The 18,904-nt window shown below is 61.2% G+C and carries 17 protein-coding genes and 1 pseudogene; 6 read left to right on the forward strand and 12 right to left on the reverse strand.

Annotated features, from left to right (window positions below):
- Positions 1-113: 113 nt before the first annotated feature.
- From EK16_RS10710 to ubiE, 3 genes and pseudogenes are all read right to left on the reverse strand, one after another.
- A pseudogene (locus tag EK16_RS10710) lies at positions 114-980 on the reverse strand (bile acid:sodium symporter family protein); the annotation flags it as partial.
- A gap of 52 nt (positions 981-1,032) precedes the next feature.
- Positions 1,033-1,956: a 1,4-dihydroxy-2-naphthoate octaprenyltransferase gene (gene menA / locus EK16_RS10715; RefSeq protein ID WP_231573675.1), complete on the reverse strand. Its 924-nt coding sequence runs from the start codon at positions 1,954-1,956 to the stop codon at positions 1,033-1,035.
- A gap of 15 nt (positions 1,957-1,971) precedes the next feature.
- Positions 1,972-2,733 carry a bifunctional demethylmenaquinone methyltransferase/2-methoxy-6-polyprenyl-1,4-benzoquinol methylase UbiE gene (gene ubiE, locus EK16_RS10720; RefSeq protein ID WP_038037065.1) on the reverse strand — a complete coding sequence of 254 codons (762 nt, stop codon included), beginning with the start codon at positions 2,731-2,733 and terminating at the stop codon, positions 1,972-1,974.
- 344 nt (positions 2,734-3,077) lie between these two features.
- Between ubiE and EK16_RS10725 the strand changes: the two genes are divergently transcribed.
- The 6 genes from EK16_RS10725 (at position 3,078) to EK16_RS10750 (ending at position 9,662) form a co-directional block, all read left to right on the forward strand.
- On the forward strand, positions 3,078-4,358 hold the full coding sequence (locus EK16_RS10725; RefSeq protein WP_197059688.1) for an OmpP1/FadL family transporter: 1,281 nt from the start codon (positions 3,078-3,080) through the stop codon (positions 4,356-4,358).
- A 132-nt stretch (positions 4,359-4,490) separates the two neighbouring features.
- On the forward strand, positions 4,491-5,390 hold the full coding sequence (gene ppk2, locus EK16_RS10730) for a polyphosphate kinase 2 (RefSeq protein WP_051929272.1): 900 nt from the start codon (positions 4,491-4,493) through the stop codon (positions 5,388-5,390).
- A 295-nt stretch (positions 5,391-5,685) separates the two neighbouring features.
- On the forward strand, positions 5,686-7,359 hold the full coding sequence (locus EK16_RS10735) for a tetrathionate reductase family octaheme c-type cytochrome (RefSeq protein WP_038037001.1): 1,674 nt from the start codon (positions 5,686-5,688) through the stop codon (positions 7,357-7,359).
- A 3-nt stretch (positions 7,360-7,362) separates the two neighbouring features.
- Positions 7,363-8,145: a cytochrome b/b6 domain-containing protein gene (locus EK16_RS10740; protein ID WP_051929273.1), complete on the forward strand. Its 783-nt coding sequence runs from the start codon at positions 7,363-7,365 to the stop codon at positions 8,143-8,145.
- A 212-nt stretch (positions 8,146-8,357) separates the two neighbouring features.
- On the forward strand, positions 8,358-8,957 hold the full coding sequence (locus EK16_RS10745) for a LysE/ArgO family amino acid transporter (protein ID WP_038037003.1): 600 nt from the start codon (positions 8,358-8,360) through the stop codon (positions 8,955-8,957).
- Positions 8,958-9,038: 81 nt separating this feature from the next.
- Entirely contained in the window at positions 9,039-9,662 is a 624-nt protein-coding gene (locus EK16_RS10750) for a hypothetical protein (RefSeq protein ID WP_038037004.1), read from the forward strand.
- 32 nt (positions 9,663-9,694) lie between these two features.
- Here EK16_RS10750 and EK16_RS10755 read toward each other — a convergent pair whose 3' ends face one another.
- The 9 genes from EK16_RS10755 to EK16_RS10795 form a co-directional block, all read right to left on the reverse strand.
- A complete protein-coding gene (locus tag EK16_RS10755; protein WP_038037006.1) occupies positions 9,695-10,525 on the reverse strand; it encodes an ABC transporter permease in 831 nt (276 codons plus the stop codon).
- A gap of 71 nt (positions 10,526-10,596) precedes the next feature.
- The gene (locus EK16_RS10760; RefSeq protein ID WP_038037008.1) at positions 10,597-11,082 is read right to left on the reverse strand and encodes a nitrous oxide reductase accessory protein NosL; all 486 of its coding nucleotides are present in this window, start codon (positions 11,080-11,082) and stop codon (positions 10,597-10,599) included.
- The gene (locus EK16_RS10765) at positions 11,082-11,942 is read right to left on the reverse strand and encodes an ABC transporter ATP-binding protein (RefSeq protein ID WP_038037009.1); all 861 of its coding nucleotides are present in this window, start codon (positions 11,940-11,942) and stop codon (positions 11,082-11,084) included. The genes EK16_RS10760 and EK16_RS10765 overlap by 1 nt, the downstream gene beginning before the upstream one ends.
- A 192-nt stretch (positions 11,943-12,134) precedes the next feature.
- A complete protein-coding gene (locus tag EK16_RS10770) occupies positions 12,135-13,112 on the reverse strand; it encodes a NapH/MauN family ferredoxin-type protein (protein ID WP_038037010.1) in 978 nt (325 codons plus the stop codon).
- Positions 13,113-13,115: 3 nt separating this feature from the next.
- Entirely contained in the window at positions 13,116-13,895 is a 780-nt protein-coding gene (locus tag EK16_RS10775; protein WP_038037011.1) for a 4Fe-4S dicluster domain-containing protein, read from the reverse strand.
- A complete protein-coding gene (nosD, locus tag EK16_RS10780; protein WP_051929274.1) occupies positions 13,892-15,322 on the reverse strand; it encodes a nitrous oxide reductase family maturation protein NosD in 1,431 nt (476 codons plus the stop codon). Before nosD ends, EK16_RS10775 begins: the two co-directional genes overlap by 4 nt.
- A 234-nt stretch (positions 15,323-15,556) precedes the next feature.
- Complete coding sequence (locus EK16_RS10785; protein WP_038037013.1) at positions 15,557-16,852, reverse strand: hypothetical protein; 1,296 nt, start codon at positions 16,850-16,852, stop codon at positions 15,557-15,559.
- A gap of 424 nt (positions 16,853-17,276) precedes the next feature.
- Entirely contained in the window at positions 17,277-18,053 is a 777-nt protein-coding gene (locus EK16_RS10790; protein WP_051929275.1) for a c-type cytochrome, read from the reverse strand.
- Positions 18,054-18,172: 119 nt separating this feature from the next.
- Entirely contained in the window at positions 18,173-18,889 is a 717-nt protein-coding gene (locus EK16_RS10795) for a c-type cytochrome (protein WP_051929276.1), read from the reverse strand.
- Positions 18,890-18,904 lie beyond the last annotated feature (15 nt).

Here is an 18,904-nt window from a genome sequence, read left to right on the forward strand (position 1 = left end):
CGAAGGGTGCCGTTTCTGGCCAGCCGCACGCTTAAGGGTGCCCTTGCCCATGCACACGTCATGCACAGGCAAAACGCCGCAAAGGCTTCAAGAAGTGTTGCATTGAACACCCCTCAGCGCAGGCGCTGAAAGGCCACGGCCGCCATGGTCCAGACGATGAACAGGGCTACGGTGATGTTCATCACCAGTGCATAGGTGATCGAGGGCGTCATCATCGCCGGATCGTGCAGCAGGTTCACGGCCACAAAAATGCCGAGCGCGCCGTTTTGCAGGCCGCCCTCGATGGCGATGGCAATGGCCTGCTCCCGTCCCAGGCGGGAAAACCGCGCCAGATGCCAGCCTGCGGCCATGACCAGCACATTGAGCAGAATCACCACCGGGCCGATTTCGCCCATGGAGCGGCTCATGCGCGTCCAGGAGGAGGCGAAGGCCCAGATGACGATGAGCAGAAAGACCACGATCGACAGCGGCCGCACCACCTTGCCCATGGCCTGTGCCGCCCCCGGCGCCAGATGGTGAATCGCCATGCCGACGAGAACCGGCAGCGTGGCCACGGCAAAGACCTTCATCGCCATCTGCCCCACCGGCAGGGAGCCGGTCAGCGTCTCGCCCGTGAACCAGTTCAGGGCAAAGCCGACGATGAGGGGGATGGTGATCATCCCGGCAAGCGAGGTGATCGCGGTGAGCGTGATGGAAAGAGCGACATCGCCGCGGGCGATGCGCGTGATCATGTTGGAGGTGATCCCGCCCGGACAGGCGGCCAGGATCATCACCCCCACGGCATAGGCCGGCCGCATCGGAAACAGCAAAAGCAACACAAAGGCGAGAACGGGCAGCAGCACCATCTGCACGAACAGCCCAACAAAAACCGGCCGCGGCATCTTCAGCAGGCGCGTGAAGTCGGCTATTTTCAGATTGAGCCCCAGCGCCAGCATGATGAAGGCCAGGCCCAGGGGCAGCATTTTTTCCACCGTCATTGTGTTCGCCTCCCCTCCTCTCTTCGCCTCCCCGCCGTGAACTCCTCAAGACCGTTCATTGCACGAGCGCCAGGCATAAAAGCGCGGCAATAGCAAACTGCAGCTTGGCCGTATTGAACAGAACGAGGTTGAACCGCGGCCCGCTCGCCTTGAAGAAGGACCACACCAGCCACAGGGCATAGGGCAAGGTAAGCGGCACCAGCCAGGGCATGCGCCCGCTCATGGTGTGAAACCCAGGCCACGGGGCCAGCACAATAACGTATGGGATAAGCAGCAATGCCGCATAGAGCAGGCCGGCATGAAAGCGACCAATGACAATGGCCAGCGTGCGCCGGCCCGCCGCCATGTCCTGCAGCATGTCGCGGGTGTTGTTCACAAGCAGGATGGCCGCCGCCGGCAGCCCCACCACCAGCCCGCCGGCAAGGGCTGCGGCGGAAAGCGCGTGCATCTGCAGCCAGTAGCTGCCCGCAACCCCGAAAAGGCCAAAGAAGATGATCACGAAGACCTCGCCCAGCGGCGTGTGGGAAATCGGCCATGGTCCGCCGGAATAGGCAAGCCCGGCAGCCAGCGACAAAAGTCCGATGACGAGAATGGGCACGCCCCCTTTCGCCACCAGCCAGATGCCGATGAGAAAGGCGAGCAGAAAACAGCCATAGGCGGCGCGGCGCACCTGTTCGGCGGAAAGCAGCCCCTCCGCCGTCACCCTGAGCGGGCCGATGCGCCCTGTTGCCTCCGCATCGGCATCGGCCGCATCGTTGTGCAGATTGGTGCCGGCCTGAATGAGCACGGCCGCGATCAGGGCGGCTGCGAAGACGGCAAGATCGATGCGCGCACCATCGCGCCAGGCCAGTGTCGTGCCCACGATCACCGGAGAGACGGCAATGGTCAGCGTGCGCGGGCGCGCCGCCATCATCCACGCCTGCAGGCGCAGGCGCATCACATCAATCTGCCGCAGAAACGCATCCATCGCCCCGTTCATGCCATGCGCCCGCTGCTACTGTCCACCGGCGGCAAGCTTTCGCCCCTCGTGCATGGCGGCAATGCCAAAACTGAGATTGCGCCAGCTCACATCGGAAAAGCCCGCCACGCGCATCTTGCGCGCCAGGGCCTTCTGACCGGGAAAACGCCGGATCGATTCCACCAGATAGCGATAGGCCTCCGGCCTTTTGGCCACCCAGGCCCCCAGCCGCGGAATGATGAAAAAGGAATAGAGATCATAGAAGGGCTTCAGCCACCACTGCGGCGTAGAAAATTCCAGGCAGTGCAGCCTGCCTCCCGGCTTGAGCACCCGGAACATCTCATCAAGCGCCGCATCGGGGTCAGTCATGTTGCGCAGGCCAAAGGAGACCGTGATCGCATCCACGCTGTCATCGGCAAAGGGCAGCGCCTCGCCTTCCGCCGCCACCATGAAAACATGTTCAAGGCATTTGGGGTGTCGCGCGCGGCCTTCGCGCATCATGGCCACGGACGGATCAACAAGGATCACCTCCGCATCGGCGCGCCGGCGCTTGATGAGCCGGGCGACATCGCCGGTGCCGCCCGCAAGATCGATGACGATGCCGCCCTGCGGCAGAGACTGCACGACCCGGCTGACGAAACGCCGCTTCCACAGGCGATGGATGCCGAAGCTCATCAGATCGTTCATCAGGTCATAGCGGGCCGCCACCGCATCGAACAGGGCGCGGATCCGCCGCCGCCGCTCCTCAGGCGATACGGAAAAGAAGCCAAAGGTCTTTTTCAGATCCGTGCCCGTCATGCCGCCTCGCTCAATCTTCGCTGGCCGGTTCATGCCGGCCGGCAGCCTCTGCCTTACGCCTTTTCAGGAATCACATGATCGGTTGGGGATAAAGCATGGGCGCGCCACCCGGAAATTGACGGGCATCAAGATTGTGGTCGAAAGAGTTACAACCATAGGGAACATTCATGCGCGCCATGATTGAAAAACCTGTTGCACCGTGGTCACAGCCTGTCTGAAAAGTGGCGGGATCATGACAATCTCGTCATCTTCGCCCTTGCGCCATGTTCGGCCATGCGGATGATGTGTGCCGGTCATCGTCACATCTGCAAATACCAAAAGGATGGATGGTCGTGAGGCACGCCATGGTCGCAACGGGAGCTTTGCATCATAAAGGCAAATGCATTGCCGCGCTCCTGTTTCTGTCCATGGGTGTCTTTTCCGCAAATGCGCTGGCCGGCGGCTTTGCCATTCATGAACAATCGGCCGAGTTTCAGGGCGCCTCTTTCGCCGGCGTGGCCGCGGGCGGCACAGGCTTTTCCGGCATGTTCTGGAACCCCGCCGTGGTCACTCTCAATCCCGGCGGCTGGCGCAGCGACCTCAATGCCTCCGCCATCATCCCGTATGCCAATGCGCGCGGCCAGAGAACTGCAGCAGGCACACAGCCACCCACTTTCACATATAATTCAGGCGATATTGCCAAAAACGCGCTGGTCACGGCCTCATACGACACCTATCGTTTCAATGACCGGATTTGGTTCGGTCTCGCCGTCACATCTCCTTTCGGCCTGAAAACGCACAATCCCGAAACCACGCTTGCCGCGCAGTACGGCTCCAAGTCCAAGATCCTGACCGTCAACATCAATCCGGTCATCGGCTATCGCGTCAATGACATGCTTGCCGTCGCCGCCGGATTGCAGATCGGCTACATGAAGGGCGATCTTTCCACGCATTTTAATGGCGGTCAGCTTCTTTCTCATGTGAAGGGTGATGACTGGGGCGTGGGCTTCACCGCCGGGCTTCTTTTCACCCCCTTTGACGGCACCCGCATCGGCATCGGCTATCGGTCCCGCATCAAGCACACGCTGAAGGGCCATTACTCCAAAGTTGGGCTTGGTACGGTAAGTGCCCGGGTCAAGCATACCCTGCCGGATATCGCCACCTTTTCCATCCGCCAGGATGTGACCGACAACCTTCGCCTGCTGGGCACGGTGGAATGGACGAACTGGAGCCTGCTTGAAGATTTCACCGTTCGCTATTCCGGCAATCAGGATTCCACACGCTACGACTGGAAAGACGGCTGGCTGTTCGCCGCCGGCGCCGAATATGACTATTCGGACGCCCTCACCTTCCGCCTCGGTTACGCTTACGAGATCAGCCCGGTGACCGACGCCCATCGCGGCACCCGCGTGCCGGACAATGACCGGCACTGGCTCTCTGTCGGCGCATCGTGGAAGGCGGATGACTGGCTCACGCTTCATGTGGGCTACAGCCATCTGTTCGTGAAGGACGGCCGTGTCGCCATCGATTCATCACATCCGCGCACAGGTTTGCGCGCCACCTACAAGAACCACGTGAATATCATCGCCGTTTCAGCCACGGTCGATACCAGCCTGTTTTTCTCCCGCATCGGATCGGGAGGCTGAAACGGACAACGGAATGAGGGGAAGCTGGGGGGCTTCCTGACGAGGGGTCCGGCCTGAAGCGGGAGGCCGGGCCCCTCGGCTTTTTGCGCTCCGTCTCATCTCCTGCCATCATGATCAGAAAGAGAATCGATCATGCGGCCGCATCCACGCGGCGAAGACAGGCCCGATGCCGCCATGACACAGAACATTCCTGACCATCTCTGGTCTCTGGATTTTGATGCCCTGCCTGAGGACATCGCGCGCCTGACCTTTCCACACGGGCCGGGCTATGCCTATGACGCGCCCATTCCCAAACGGGCCTATCGCGAACAGCTGCGCCGGCTGCAGCTGGAGCTGGTGAAGCTGCAGAAATGGGTACGTGCGCACAATCAGCGTCTCGTCATCATCTTCGAGGGACGCGACGCCGCCGGCAAGGGCGGCACCATCCGCCGCTTCACCCGTCATCTTAACCCCCGACACGCCCGCACCGTCGCCCTGCCCAAACCCACCGAGCGCGAGCGCGGCGAATGGTATTTCCAGCGCTATGTCCGTCATCTGCCCACCGCCGGCGAGATCGTCTTCTTCGACCGTTCCTGGTATAATCGCGCCGGCGTGGAGCGGGTCATGGGCTTTTGCACGCCGGAACAATGGCAGGCCTTCTTTGAGGAAGCGCCGCGCTTTGAGGCCATGCTCGTGCGCGATGGCATACGCCTGTTCAAGATCTGGCTGACCGTCTCGCGCGCGGAACAGCTCAAGCGCTTCTATGAACGCAAGACCAACCCCCTGAAAAGCTGGAAGCTTTCTCCCATCGATCATGCCGCCGTCGGCAAGTGGCAGGCCTATACCGAGGCCATTGCCGACATCTTCCGCCATACGCATACGGACCTTGCGCCCTGGACGGTGATTGACGCCAACGATCAGCGCCGCGCCCGGCTGGAAGCCATGCGCGCCGTGCTCGCCGCCATCGATTATGACGGCAAGGACACCGGGGCCATCGGCCAACCCGACCCCCGTATCGTGCAAAGCGGCGCGGATTGGGCGGAAACATCATGAGGGCAAAGCTGACGCCGCCCATGCCCCCATCACAGGCCGTTTCTCTCCATGACCAAGTTTATCTTTGCCCTGCCCTTTTACAGTCTGCTGCCATTGCACGCCGCAATAACTGCACTATCTCATTTCAAGAGGGGATCCGTATCCGCCTCATGACTTCACGTTTGCGGGATGCCTGACCAAAGTCATCGACAGCGTGCAGGGGCGGATGTGAAAAATCTCAAGACGACCGGCCTGAAGAATGTCTTGTCAGGGCAAATCCGGGCCGGAACAGCTCTTGCAGGGGGAGACCGCAGCCATGACTCCGTTGCGCTTAAAAGGCCTGATCCTGGGAATCGGTCTTGCCTCCACCATGATGCTTGCCGGCGCGCAGGCCGCAGAAACCACACCATCGGCCAAAGCACCCCCCGGGAACAAGCAGACGATCATATCCCAGACCATCCTGCGCAATCTCTCCACCACAGCGGATCACAGCAAATTCAAGGAGTTGCAGGGGCCTTTTGAATCCGGCCCGCAAGTGACGAAGGCCTGCCTCTCCTGCCATAACAAGGCGGCCGAACAGCTGCGTCACAACGTGCACTGGACCTGGCTCTACACCAATCCGCAGACGGGGCAGAAGCTGGGCAAGGAGCGCGTGATCAACGCCTTCTGCACCAACGCCCTTGGCAACGAGGGCATGTGCGCCATGTGCCATGCCGGCTTCAACCGGGCGGGGCCGGAATACGATCTCGATAAGGTCGAGAACATGGACTGCCTCGTCTGCCATGATCAGACGGGCAAGTATTTCAAGACGGTGGTCACGCCCGGCCATCCCAAGGTGCGCAAGAAATTCGCGCCCAAGAAGCCCGTGCCCTTTACCGAGGCGGCGCAGCACGTTGGCCTGCCCACCCGCAAGAACTGCGGCAAGTGTCATTTCTATGGCGGCGGCGGCGATAACGTGAAGCATGGCGATCTCTCCTCCGTTCTCTTTGATCCGCCGCGCGATGTCGATGTGCACATGAGCAGCCGCGAAAAGGGCGGCGCCGGCCTTGTCTGCACCGATTGTCACGTGGGCGCCGGCCATGTCTGGTCCGGCTCGCGCTATGTCATGAACGTGGGCGATGACGGCAAACGCCCGCCCGGTGCGCCGCGCCAGAAAACCTCCTGCGCCCAGTGCCACGGTACCGCGCCGCATGACTGGAGCAGTCCCGTCGGCTGGAAACTGAACAATCATACAGACCGGGTGGCCTGCGAAACCTGCCATATTCCCGCCTTCGCCCGCGGCGGCGTGGCCACCAAGGTGTTCTGGGACTGGTCCACCGCCGGCCGTCTGAAGGATGGCAAGCCCTACGCCGAAGAGGGCTACACGCAGGGCGACGGCAAGAAGCGCCACACGTACGTGTCCATGAAAGGCACGTTCAAGTGGGCCGAAAACGTCGTGCCCACCTATATGTGGGCCAATGGCACCGTGCGCTGGACGCTGCCTGAGGATCGCATCGATCCGTCAAAGCCGGTGTGGATCAACCGCGTGGAAGGCTCCGCCGATGATCCCAAGGCCCGCATCATGCCCTTCAAGGTGATGAAGACGGTGCAGCCCTATGATGCGGAGCGCAACGTGCTTGCCCATATCAACCTGTGGGGCGAGGATGACGCCGCTTTCTGGGGCAATCTCGATTTTGCCAAGGCCATCGCCAAGGGCATGGAAATCGCCAAACGGCCCTATTCCGGCAAGTTCGGCTTCGTGAACACGCGCATGCTCTGGCCGATCAATCACATGGTGGCGCCCAAGGAAAAGGCCCTGGCCTGCAATGAATGCCACGTGCGCGAAAACGGCCGCCTTGCCGCACTCGCCGGCTTTTACATGCCCGGCCGCGACCGCTGGAGCTGGCTGGACGGGCTTGGGCTGTTGCTTGCGGGCCTGACCCTGCTGGCCAGCATCGGCCATGCCCTGTTGCGCATCATGCGCGCAAACACCGGCAAGAGGGGGGCTTGAGCCATGGTTGAGAAAACGCCGAACATCACTAATGCCGAAGGCGAAAAGACCTACCTCGCCAAGGTGCAGATCTTCACCCTTTATGAACGCTTCTGGCACTGGACGCAGGCGGCGCTGATCATCCTGCTGCTGCTCACCGGTTTCACCATCCATGGCGCCATTACGCTCTTCTCCTTCAAGACGGCGCATACCCTGCACGTCCTTGCCGCCGTTGCCCTGATGATTCTGTGGATCTTCACCATCTTCTGGCAGTTCACCACCGGCACCTGGCGACACTTCGTGCCGCTGCTGGAAGAGGCGGAAGAGGCCCCCACCTTCGCCCAGGCCGTGCGCGGCTGGCTGACCATGATCGTGAAAATCGCCCGCTATTATGCCTGGGGCATCCTGCGCGGCGAGCAGCACCCCTATAAGAAAACCCTGCGCCGCAAGCACAACCCCCTGCAGGCCCTGGCCTATTTCGGCCTGATGGCCTTCATCGGTCCGGTGCTGTGGATTTCCGGGATTGCCTATCTCACCTATGATTTCTGGCAGGCCGCGGTCTCCTCTTCGGGCAGCTGGCTGAAGGTCATTGCCTTTCTGCACACCATGGGCGCCTGGCTCATGCTCGTGTTCGTCCTCGGCCATGCCTACATGGCCACGCTCGGCAAAACGCCGCTTTATCTGATCAAGGCCATGATCACCGGCGTTGAGGATATCGTGATCACCGAAACCGAGCGCCGCTGGCTGCAGACGCACTACCCGCAGCGCCTCATCCGTGTTGAGGAAGTCCTGCAGCCGGCATCATGAGAGGCTGATCATTGACGGGCATGGGCCTGCCCTGCGCCCCGGCCAGCCGCCGTATCAGGCAGGGCATTGGGATTCGCGCATGCACCATCAGTCATAACGAGAAGATCATCGCTTCAGCTCCCCTCCTTGCATTCGCTCTGGCCCCATGTCAGGCTGGGGTCAAATGCACGGAAAGCGGGAGCTTAACACCTGTGGCACAAGCAGCAACAGCCATGCAGGCCGCCCTGGCCGGACTGGCGCTGGGCGGCAGCCTGATTGTGGCCATCGGGGCGCAGAATGCCTTCATCCTGCGTCAGGGCCTGGCGCGTTCTCATGTGTTCATCTTGTGCCTGATCTGCTCTCTCTCCGATTTGCTGCTGATCATGGCCGGCATTGCCGGCTTCGGCACGCTTCTCTCTGACAATCCGCTGCTGATCACTATCGTCCGTTACGCCGGTGCGGCCTTTCTTGCCTTCTATGGCCTGCTGGCGCTGCACCGGGCCCTGCATCCCCACATCCTGCGGCCGGCGGAAAAGGAAATGCCGCTCAAACAGGCACCCCTCACCGTTCTCGGCTTCACCTTCCTCAATCCGCATGTCTATCTGGACACGGTGGTGCTCATCGGGGGCTTGTCCACACAATATGGCTCTGCCCGCTGGGCCTTCGGAGCGGGGGCCGGGCTGGCATCCTTCATCTGGTTCTATTCCCTGGGCTACGGGGCGCGCCTGCTGGCGCCCCTGTTTTCACGCCCGGCAAGCTGGCGGATATTGGACGGAAGCATCGCCTTCATCATGATCTGGCTGGCCTTGCGCCTTCTTACCGAGCGGGCATGACCGTTTCCGCCCGCCCTTGCTCCCGCCCGGCTTTTGCGCCAGCATCGAGAAGGGCCGATCACCACCAGAACGAGAAAGACCATGAGCGAAGAGCACAAGACCGAAGGCAAGAAGAGCAACAGCCCCTCCTCCACACCGGCGCAGACGGCAAAAACGGTGCAAGGAACTGATGCCGAGGCAACGAACCTGCAGGGACACTACCGGGTGCTCTATGAGGTGCTGTTTTTCATCGCCCTGGCCCTTGCCGGTCTGGGCATGGCGCTCACCAACGCCTCGCCTGCATTGGGATACCGCTATTGGGCGGTGACCATCGTGCTCTTTGCCATCGCCACCATGGGGGCAACCGGCGTGCGCCTGCATGCCGGCAAGGAACCCATGCTGCAGCCGATCGCCCTTCAGGGGCTGCAATGGCTGATTGCGCTGTTTGCGCTCTTTATCGTGCACATGCTCCTGCAGGCCGGGCGCATGACCTTTCCCGCCGCCGGTTTCGTCACCATGCTCATCGTGGGCTTAAGCCTTGCTCTGGACGGGCTTTATCAGACGGGCTGGCGCTTCGCCCTGCTCGGGCTTGCCATCATGACCATGGTGCTCGTCATCGCCTGGTTCGCCGTCTATCTCTGGCTTATCGTCTTCGGCGCCATCATCCTCTGGGGGCTTGCCCTTCTCGTGGAGCATCGCCAGGGCCACGGCCCCGTTGCCCGCTGAATGTTTGACCCTGGCCTAAGGCACGATCATGCTCAGGGAAGATCCGTGCGCTTAAACACCCAATAGCCGATACCCGCCAGCACAAAGCCCAGCACCAGCGGATAGAGCAGCGCATAGGCCATGAAGCCGTAATAGCCGAACAGGTCGAGAATGATATAGGCCGCCGGCCCCAGCAGGATGAGCTGCGGATCGAACAGCATCATCGCGCCGATGCGGAACACTTCAAGCGGATTGGTCAGCGCAAGGCCCACAACGATTCCCGCCGGCGTCTGAAACTGAATGAGAAGGCCGATCAGGATCAGATCGAGGAACATCAGCATCAGAAGCCAGAGGAAAAAGGCCACGGACTGCGCCACATCGGAAGAGCGCGTCAGCGCCGAAACCAGGAAGGAAATGCCCAGAAAGCAGAAGGCCAGAGAGACCAGAAGGGCGGAATACCAGGCGAAATCCCGCCACGGGATTTCTTCCGCGCCCATGAACAGCCCCACGATCAGCGAAATGGCCATGGCCGCGAACACCGGGATGAACACCACCAGAAAACGGCCGGAAAACCGCCCCCAGTACCATCCCGCCAGGGAGACCGGAAAGGCGAGCATGTATTCATAAACGCCGGCCTCACGATCTCCCACCAGCGAGCGCACCGTGGAAAGCAGCACGAAAATGGGCAGGATGGCCATGGTCAGCTGAATGAAGGTCACCAGCATGCGTGACAAGCCCGTAAACCCCATAACACGGGATTCGGTCAGGCCAAAGATGAACAGCACCGCGATCAGTCCGCCGAAAACCAGCGCATAAAGAGCGAACCACTTGGTGCGCACCGATTCCGAAATGTCCAGCCAGGCCGTATGCAGTATCGATGGCATGGTCCTTCCTGCTCCTCCCCTGCCCCGCCGGCGCCCCGAGCACCCGGGGCTGCCTGCAAAGGCCCACGTGTTCACTTGCCCGGTTCCAGTTCGTCCAGATGCTGACAGCGCGAGCTCAAGCCCTTTTCGATAACGGCCTTTTCCATCTCCGCATAAGGGACCGCCCCCTCCACCTTTTCCGCCACGGCGCCAAAGCCGTAGTCCATCGGCGTGGTCAGGCCGGAGACGTAATAGGCCTTGTAGGCATCAAGCCAGGTCTTGCCCGTTTTGTAATCCTTCACCCAGAATTCCTTCGGCTTCTGCCCCGCCTTGTACCAGTCCTGACGGATCATCCAGTGGATGGCATCACCGATGTCATCGAACTTGTGAATTTTTCCGGAAGGGTCACGGATTTCCGCGGCGAAGCGCGGATCGGAGATGATCATGTTGCAGATCTCGCACACCTCGCGGTCATAGCGGATCTTCTCCGGCCCGGTCTTTTCCTTGCAACCAGCAAGCAGAGCCGCCATGCCGCCGGCGATGACGATCAGGAATCCTCTGCGCGAAGCCCGGGGCATCACGCCGCCTCCCTCGCCAGTTCGCGCATCTCCACCTCGGCAAGAACGCCCGAATAGCGGGCAAGCATGCCAAGGAAACGCAGCCGGTCCGGCCCGGCGATAACGCCAGACCATTCCACATTGTCGCTGCTTGTGAACCCCCATTCGGAAATGGCCTTGGCGAAGGCCTCATCCGGCCGGCGCAGGGTTATGCGCACCTTCTGCTTCAGGCCGGGATCGATGGCATCCTCCACCCTGTCATCCAGAACCACCCGGCCGCGGTCCAGCTCGATCACCCGGTTGACCAGCATGGCCACCTCCTCCAGCCGGTGCGAGGAGATGATCATGGTCTTGTCGAGATTTTCGGACAGCAGATCGAAAAGGATCTGCCGCGCCGCCGGGTCGAGGTTGGCCGTGGGCTCGTCCATGATCAGGATGTCGGCATCCCGGCCCATGGCGATGGCAATCAGCAGTTTCTGCTTCTGACCGCCGGAAAGCTTCAGAAACGGCCGCCGCGCCACCTCCTCGATGTCCAGCCCCATGCGCGCCGCAATCTCGCCGATGCGCGCCTGTGTGGTGCCGCACAGGCGGGCGGCGAAGGCCACGAGATCCCGAACCGGCATGCGCAAGGGCGGCGGCATCTGCGGCACGAAGGCCACATGACGCAGCACGGCGATGCGATCCCGGCGCGGAGAAAGGCCGTTGACCAGAACATCCCCCTCATGAACGTATTCGCCGAGGATACAGCGGATCATCGTGGTCTTGCCGGCGCCGTTGGAGCCGATGAGCGCAATGCGGTCACCGTCGTTGATGGTCAGCGACAGGCCGTCCAGCACCCGCGTGCGCCGGAAGGTCTTGACCACGTTCTTCAACTCGATCATCGGCCGCCTCTGCCCTTTAGTGGTTACTGTTACAGACCAGCAAGAGACCAAGTTCACATTTGATGCAAGCGAAACCTGCCGCCTTGACCAAACTCAAGAGTTCCACTCACAAACCCGTGCTCGCTCCCGTCATGGAGAAGGGGCGCCCGATATTCTCTGCGCCCCTCCCCCTTGCGGCCTTTGTGTTCCGGTTCACAGGAGCTTGTCCAGCCCCTTGATGCGGAAAGAGAGGGCGCCCGTCGGACAGGCCTCGATGCACATGGCGCAGCGGGTGCAGTCGGCACCGATGTCGATCTGGGCCTTGGTGGCGCGTCCCTTCTTGGTGATCTCCAGCACATGCGGCACCAGGCACACCTTGCGGCACTCGCCCTCATGCAGGCACTTGGAGAGATCATAGTGCACCGTCGTCGGCGAAACCGATCCCACCACCGCATAGGTCAGCCCGATGGGGCACATGTAGCGGCACCACATGCGGCGCACGAAGAACAGCTCGATCAGCAGCAGCAGGACCACCCAGACCATGCCGCCCAGCGTGCCGTAGATGAGCGCGCGCGAAGTGATGCCCACCGGCGAGACCCATTCAAACACTGTATAGCCGGTGACGAAAGCCAGCACGGCAAACACCACATAGAGCACCGTGCGCAGCCGCCGGTCCAGCTGATAGTCCTTGGCCCAGCCTTTCGCCGCCAGACGCACGTGCAGCATCTCCACCCATTCCGAGAGCAGGTGATAGGGGCAGGCCCAGGCGCAGAAGGAGCGCCCGCCCACCAGCCACCACAGCACCGCCACGGTGGTAACGCCGATGGCGAGGTTGATCAGCACCTCCTTGAAGGCGAGCATCACCTGCAGGGCGGAGTTGAGATCGGCGAAATGAAAGCCGAGCACGCGCGAGGCGGTCAGCGCGCCTTCCACCAGCTGGATGTCGTAATAGTAGGAGACGACAAAGAGCAGATTGATGATGATGATCGAGGGCCAGCGCCATTTGCGCCAGGCGAAGCTCTCCTTCTTGTTGGCGAGCTCCTCAGCCAGCAGCCGGCGCCGCCGCTCACGCTCCTCCGGCGTTTTCTTGAATTCGTGAAGCTTGCGCGCCTCTTCCGTGTAATCGTCCTTTTCCGGGCGGCGCGGCTCCGCCCCCAGCATCTGGCGCAGGGATTCGGCGAACAGGTTCATGGTTCACGCCTCCCCGTATTTCTTGCGGGGAATCACCTCGATGCAAGGCGGTTCCACCGGACAGATCATCTCGCACATGCCGCAGCCGACGCACTTGTCGGTCACCACCGGCGTTTTGCGCTTGTCGTTGGGATCATCGCTCATCGGCTCCAGCTTGATCGCGCCCTTGATCGGACACTCGCGCACGCACAGGTCGCACAGCTCCAGATCATAGGGATGATCGGCAATCAGGATCGGATTCCAGCGATCCACCTCGATGTAGCGATGCTTGCCCTTGAAGTTCTCTCCGCGCGCCAGGCCCTTAAAGCCCAGCCCCTTGCGCGCCAGGCAGGTATCCGGGCGGGTGAGCACCGCAAGGCCCATGCGCACCTGCTCCTTCTTGTCGATTTCGTGCGAGAGGGCTCCTGTCGGACAGGCCAGGATGCACTGCGTGGCATCGCAGGAGAAGTCACAGGCCTGATCACGCGCGATAATGTAAGGTGCGCCATTGCCGAAGCCGTCCGTGAAGTCGCCGAGAATAATGGCCTCCACCGGGCAGACCTGCACGCACTGTCCACACTTGATGCAGGATGCGAGGAACTCATGCTCGTCAATGGCCCCGGGCGGCCGCAGCCTGTTTTCCGCCCGCGCATAGGTCATGATTGGATAGTATCCGGCAAGCGACAGGCCGGTGAGCGCTCCTCCCGCCAGGATCGAAAGCAGAAGGGCGCGGCGCTTTTCCCTGTCGCGGCGGCTCATGCGGCGCTTGCCGCCCTGTCCGCCCTTGGTCTTGCTCTTGCTCATTTTCCCTTGCCCACGTTCTCGTCCTTCAAACCGAAGGGATCGAAATCCTCAAGCGATGTTCCGGCTTTCGTCTCGGCCGTGGTCTGGCCAAAGGTTTCCAGCGTCTTGCCTTCGTTCCCCGTATTGCCCTGATAGTCCTTGGTCAAGGGCTCGAATTCCGGGCTGATCCGCGGCTTGTCATCCTGAAGCATCAGCAACGGCTCGGAGAACGGCGCCAGGCGCTCCAGGAAATCAAGCATGGTCAGCACCGGCGTGCCCTTGAAGAAGGCAGCCGCCTTCACATCCATCCATATGCGGTCGGCGTAGACGAAAAGTCTGTAAGGCGTGTCACCAAAGCCGTCGCCATCAAAGTCGTAGCCCTCGTAATCGTCCCAGTAATTGCCTTCCCAGACGTTGCGCTTGGCCGAGGCGAAGACGGAGACGGTCACCTGCCGGATGTTGCTCATGAAGCGATTGTCCCGGAAAAGGTTTCCGTGCCAGTCGTTGAGAAAGCGCACGCCAACGTCATTGAAGGCAATGGTGTTGCGGTAGATGCGGTTGGTCGTATCCGGCTGGAAAGGCGACACATCGAGATAAAGGCCGATGGAGTTGTACAGCACCTCGTTATCGAGGATGTCGAGATTGCTCGCCTCCTTGAAACCGATACCGATGCCGGCCGCGCCGATCGCCTGCATCACCCGGTTGTTCCGCACCACCACCGAGTCGGAATACATCAGATAGATACCAACGGAGTTGCGCAGATATGTGTTGTGCTCCACTAAATTGTAGCGGGAATACATGAAGTGCAGCCCGTAGCGCCCCTCCGAGACGGTGTTGTTGGCGATGATGTTGTCGGCGGAATACCAGATGACGAGATCGCGCACGTGATGCAGCCGGTTGTTCTTAATGCGGTTGTTCTTGGAATACCATAGGCGGATTCCGTCACCGCGCAGGCCGAGGCTGAAGCTCTTCTTAGACGAGATCTCGTTGCGTTTGATGATGTTGCTGTTGGACTGCTGCAGATCGATGCCGAACAGGCACTCGTCGATGCGCACGTCCTTGATGATGTTGAAATTGCCGCGCACCTGAATGCCGGCATCGAGGTCGTTGTACTGATCACCGGAATTGACCAGGGTCAGGTTGCGGATGGTGGCGCCGTCCGTTTTCAGAACCAGCACCGAGCCCTTTCCGCCGGCATCGATGATCACCTTATCCCGCGGCCCGTCGCCCATGAGCGTGATCGGCTTGGTGATTACCACATTGCCCGCATAGCGCCCCGGCTTGAGCAGGATCACCTCATTGGGCTTGGCCCTGTCGATAATCGGCTGCAGCGGAATGAGCTTTTCCGCCGAAAAGGCCGGTGCCGGCACCGTTATGAGAAGCCCCAGCAGGGCAAGGCGGCACAGCGCCGCAAACGCAACGGCACCATCGCTCGCTGAACGGAACACGCGCAAAAACCGCCTCGTGCGCTGGCGAACGCTCCCTGCCGGAGCCGACAGTCCGTATGTGATCAGCCTGCTCATGTTTGAATGTCTACTGCCAGACGGCACTGCGAGACTTGATCAAGATCAGGTTACCATCTCACAGAGCGGGAGAAGGATGGCTTGCGCGCATCACCGGAGTTGAGGGGCATGGACGGCTTCGCGAAAAGCCGTCCATGCCAACTTTGCGTGAGCAAGCATTCAGGCCGCCTGCTGCTCCTGTTCCTTCAGCTGCTTGCGGCGGATGAGCACGGCCAGGATCATCACCACCGCCACCGCCAGCATCAGGAAGAAGCCGATGTGCGGGTAGGAGTGGGTGGTGAACTGCGCCACCTTGCCCTGACCGAACACCGTCGGCATGAAGGGCTTCAGCGTGAACGCCCCCATCGGGCTCATGTTGTGGCCGAACCAGTAGAGCCAGGCGGAATATTCCACCACGAAGGCCACGGGCAGCAGGGCCGGCACGATGCCCATCAGCCAGTAGAAGATGCGCGGGCCGAAGGAGCCGAGGAAGAAGAGGATCGGCGGAATGATGATCAGCCCCCAGAACACGGCCCAGGCCGCCGTCGTCATGGTCTTCACCAGCGGGACATTGCGCTTGGGATCATTGAACCAGCGGCCCAGCGTCTTCTCATAGTGCCACAGCAGCACCTGCATGCCCGAACCCGTCCACTTCTGGCGCTTCTCCGGCGGCTTTCTCGCCTGATCGGTCAGGAAAGCCTGGCGGAGGATCTCGATGTTCACCTCCTTGCCTTCGCCCTTCTGCTTGGCCTCCTCGAGGATCTGCTTCAGCGATTTCGTCTGCATGCCCTCGCCGCCCCGATTGAGCTGGCCGATGATCTCCGAGAGCTGCTTCTGGCCCGTTTCCTCGAGCTTGGAGCGCACTTCCTCCGCCTTCACGAAGGAGCTGCCGGATTTCTTCAGCTCCTCCTCCAGCTTGGCGATGATGGGCGAAAGCTCCTCGCCGGCCTCCTCCTTGCCCTCACCGAGGGCCGTAACCAGCGACTTGATGTAGGATGCGGGCTGATAGCGAATGCCACCGGGCGTCATCATGGTCATGTACATCCAGCCCACCATGATCGCCCAGCCCACCATCGTGACCGCAAAGCGCAGCTTGGGTTGCGGTATGATGAAGCCAAGCACCAGAAGCGCAAGGAAGAAGAGGAGGAAGGGCGAGAAGGCCTTCTCGACCACACCGCCGGCACCGGTCGGATACATGCCGACGAAGTGGTTGATGGCGTCCATCTCGTGCACGCAGTCGAGAACGACCTCTTCCTCGATCTCTTTCTTCTGCACTCTCGGGCATCCGTTGAAGACACCGTTCATGTGAAAGTGAATGCGGATGCCCTCAGGGAATGCCGTTTTCGGATATTGCGGCGCCGTCAGCGACACCCACCACACCGGCAGGAAATAGATCGCCACCATCAACGCAATGGCGATCGCGCCCAGGATCGCAACGATGACATTCTGTTTGCCCCTGGCTGCCACCTGCGTCATGACCCACCCCTTTGATGTTCTCGCATGCCTTCGCGCCCCTGTTGGAATGCATCAGGCACCGGTCTGGATCCGGCTCCTGACAGGATGAGGGACAAGCAACTGTTCAGCCGCGAACGAATGCATCAAGGCGCAAGAAGGAAACGAATTCTCGGCCGCTATCGTCCGCGCCGGCGCGCCATCCCGTTCATCGGCACGAAGGATGCCTTGCGTGGCAAAGCCACTGTCCAGCCCGTCTTGCGGCAGTTACGTGCTCACATGCGGGCCGCAAAAACGCCGGAAAATCTTTCGTCAGATGATCCGGGCAGACCGGCATTATCGACTTTCGCTCACGCAGAAGTCAGGTTGCCAGGCGCACCCCCGCGTCTGGCCGCCGCCGGAACGGATGGCACCCATCCGCTCCGGCGACCTGCCCGACGTTGAACGATCAGTCGTAATCCGGATTCACCCAGTCCGTGCTCGGCGCCAGCTTCTCCTTCGGCACCGGGATGGACGCGACATAACCGATCACGTCCTTCATGTCCTGATTGGTGAAGCCCTGGATCTGCTTCACCATGTCCGGGTTGGCGTTGCGCCGCTTGCCGTCGCGGATCCACTCGAACTGACGCAGCATGTAGAGATAGTGCTGGCCCTGGATCTTGGGGAAGAATTTCTCTTCCGAACCCTCGCCATTCGGGCCGTGGCAGCGCACGCAGTTTTCCTCAAACAGCTTCTTGCCGCGTTCCAGGTTGGCCTCTCCGGGAGGGGCCTTGCCGTTGTCCGGGTTCATCGGAAGGTTGGAAATATAATGGGCCACCACTGCCAGCGCATAGGGGCCGCCGCCCACTTCGGGCGCCGCGTTCTTGATCTCCTGCGGCAGCGCGAAAGGATACATGGTCGGGTTGTCGCGGTTGCCGGCGCGGATGTCGGCCAGCTGCTTGATGATCACCGTATCATGCTGACCGGCGATCTGCGGGAAGGTGCCGTCCTTGGTGCCCCAGCCCTCGGTGGTGTGGCAGGCGGAGCAGACCTCGAAAACGGCGATGCCGTCCTTGCGCACCTTCTCCTTCAGTTTCGGATCGTTGGCCATCTTCTTCTTCAGATCCAGCAGGATCTTCAGCGCCTCGTCCTGCTCGCCGCCGCCTTCGTTCCAGGCAAGCAGCGGACCGGTGGCCACCGACAGGCCGATGGCCGCAGCGCTCAAGATAAGCAGAGCTTTCTTCATGGGTCTCTCCACTCCTCGGTTGATCGATTCCTTATCAAGCGATCGCCAGGTCACGGCTCGTGACCGCCTTTGTCATTCGCCTGCCAGTTTTCGGGCCGTGGCCTGCGCCGATCATGAACTCACTTGGCAGTGCGATCAATGGTCGAAAGATAGGCAGCGAGCTGCTCGATCTCCTTGTCCTTCAGCTTCTTCACGAAGGTGAACATCGTCTTGATCTTGCCGTTGGTGCGCTTCTTGTCGCGCACATCCTTTATCTGATTGACGATGTAGGCATATTTCTGACCGGCGATATAGGGGTATCCGGCAAGAGGCTTCTTGCCCTCTGGCCCGTGACAGGTGCGGCAGCGCTTCTTCTTATAAAGCTTCTCACCCGCCTTGATGTCCTCGGGCTTCAAGTCCTTGGGCGGATTGGGCTTCGCCGGCTCCATAGAGGCCAGCCAGTCGGCGATTTTCTCGATGTCCTCCTTCTTGACGCGCACCTGCCCCTCCGGGGTTACCAGCGCGCCACGCATGGCCTCGGCCCGCGGCTTGCCCTGGGCGTTGAGCCCGCCCTTGCGCTTGCCGGAGATGATGTCCATCGTCTGCTGGATGAGGTACTTCTTGGGCTGTCCGGCAAGGTTCGGATAGTCCTGAATGGCGCGCTTGCCGTTGCGTCCGTGGCAGGCGATGCAGGTATTGCGCATGTACAACCGCTTGCCCGGATGCTTCTTCTTGGCCTCCGCGGCCTGGGCCACACCTGCGCCAAGGGGCCCGCTCGTGACGATCAGGGCTGCGCCAGAGACCACCGCGGCCGCTATCCCCGCCATGAGCGTCTTTTTCAGGATGCCGCTGTTCATTCCTCACTGTCTCCC

The sequence above is a fragment of the Thermopetrobacter sp. TC1 genome (assembly GCF_000746275.1).
Lineage (GTDB): Bacteria > Pseudomonadota > Alphaproteobacteria > Rhizobiales > Aestuariivirgaceae > Thermopetrobacter.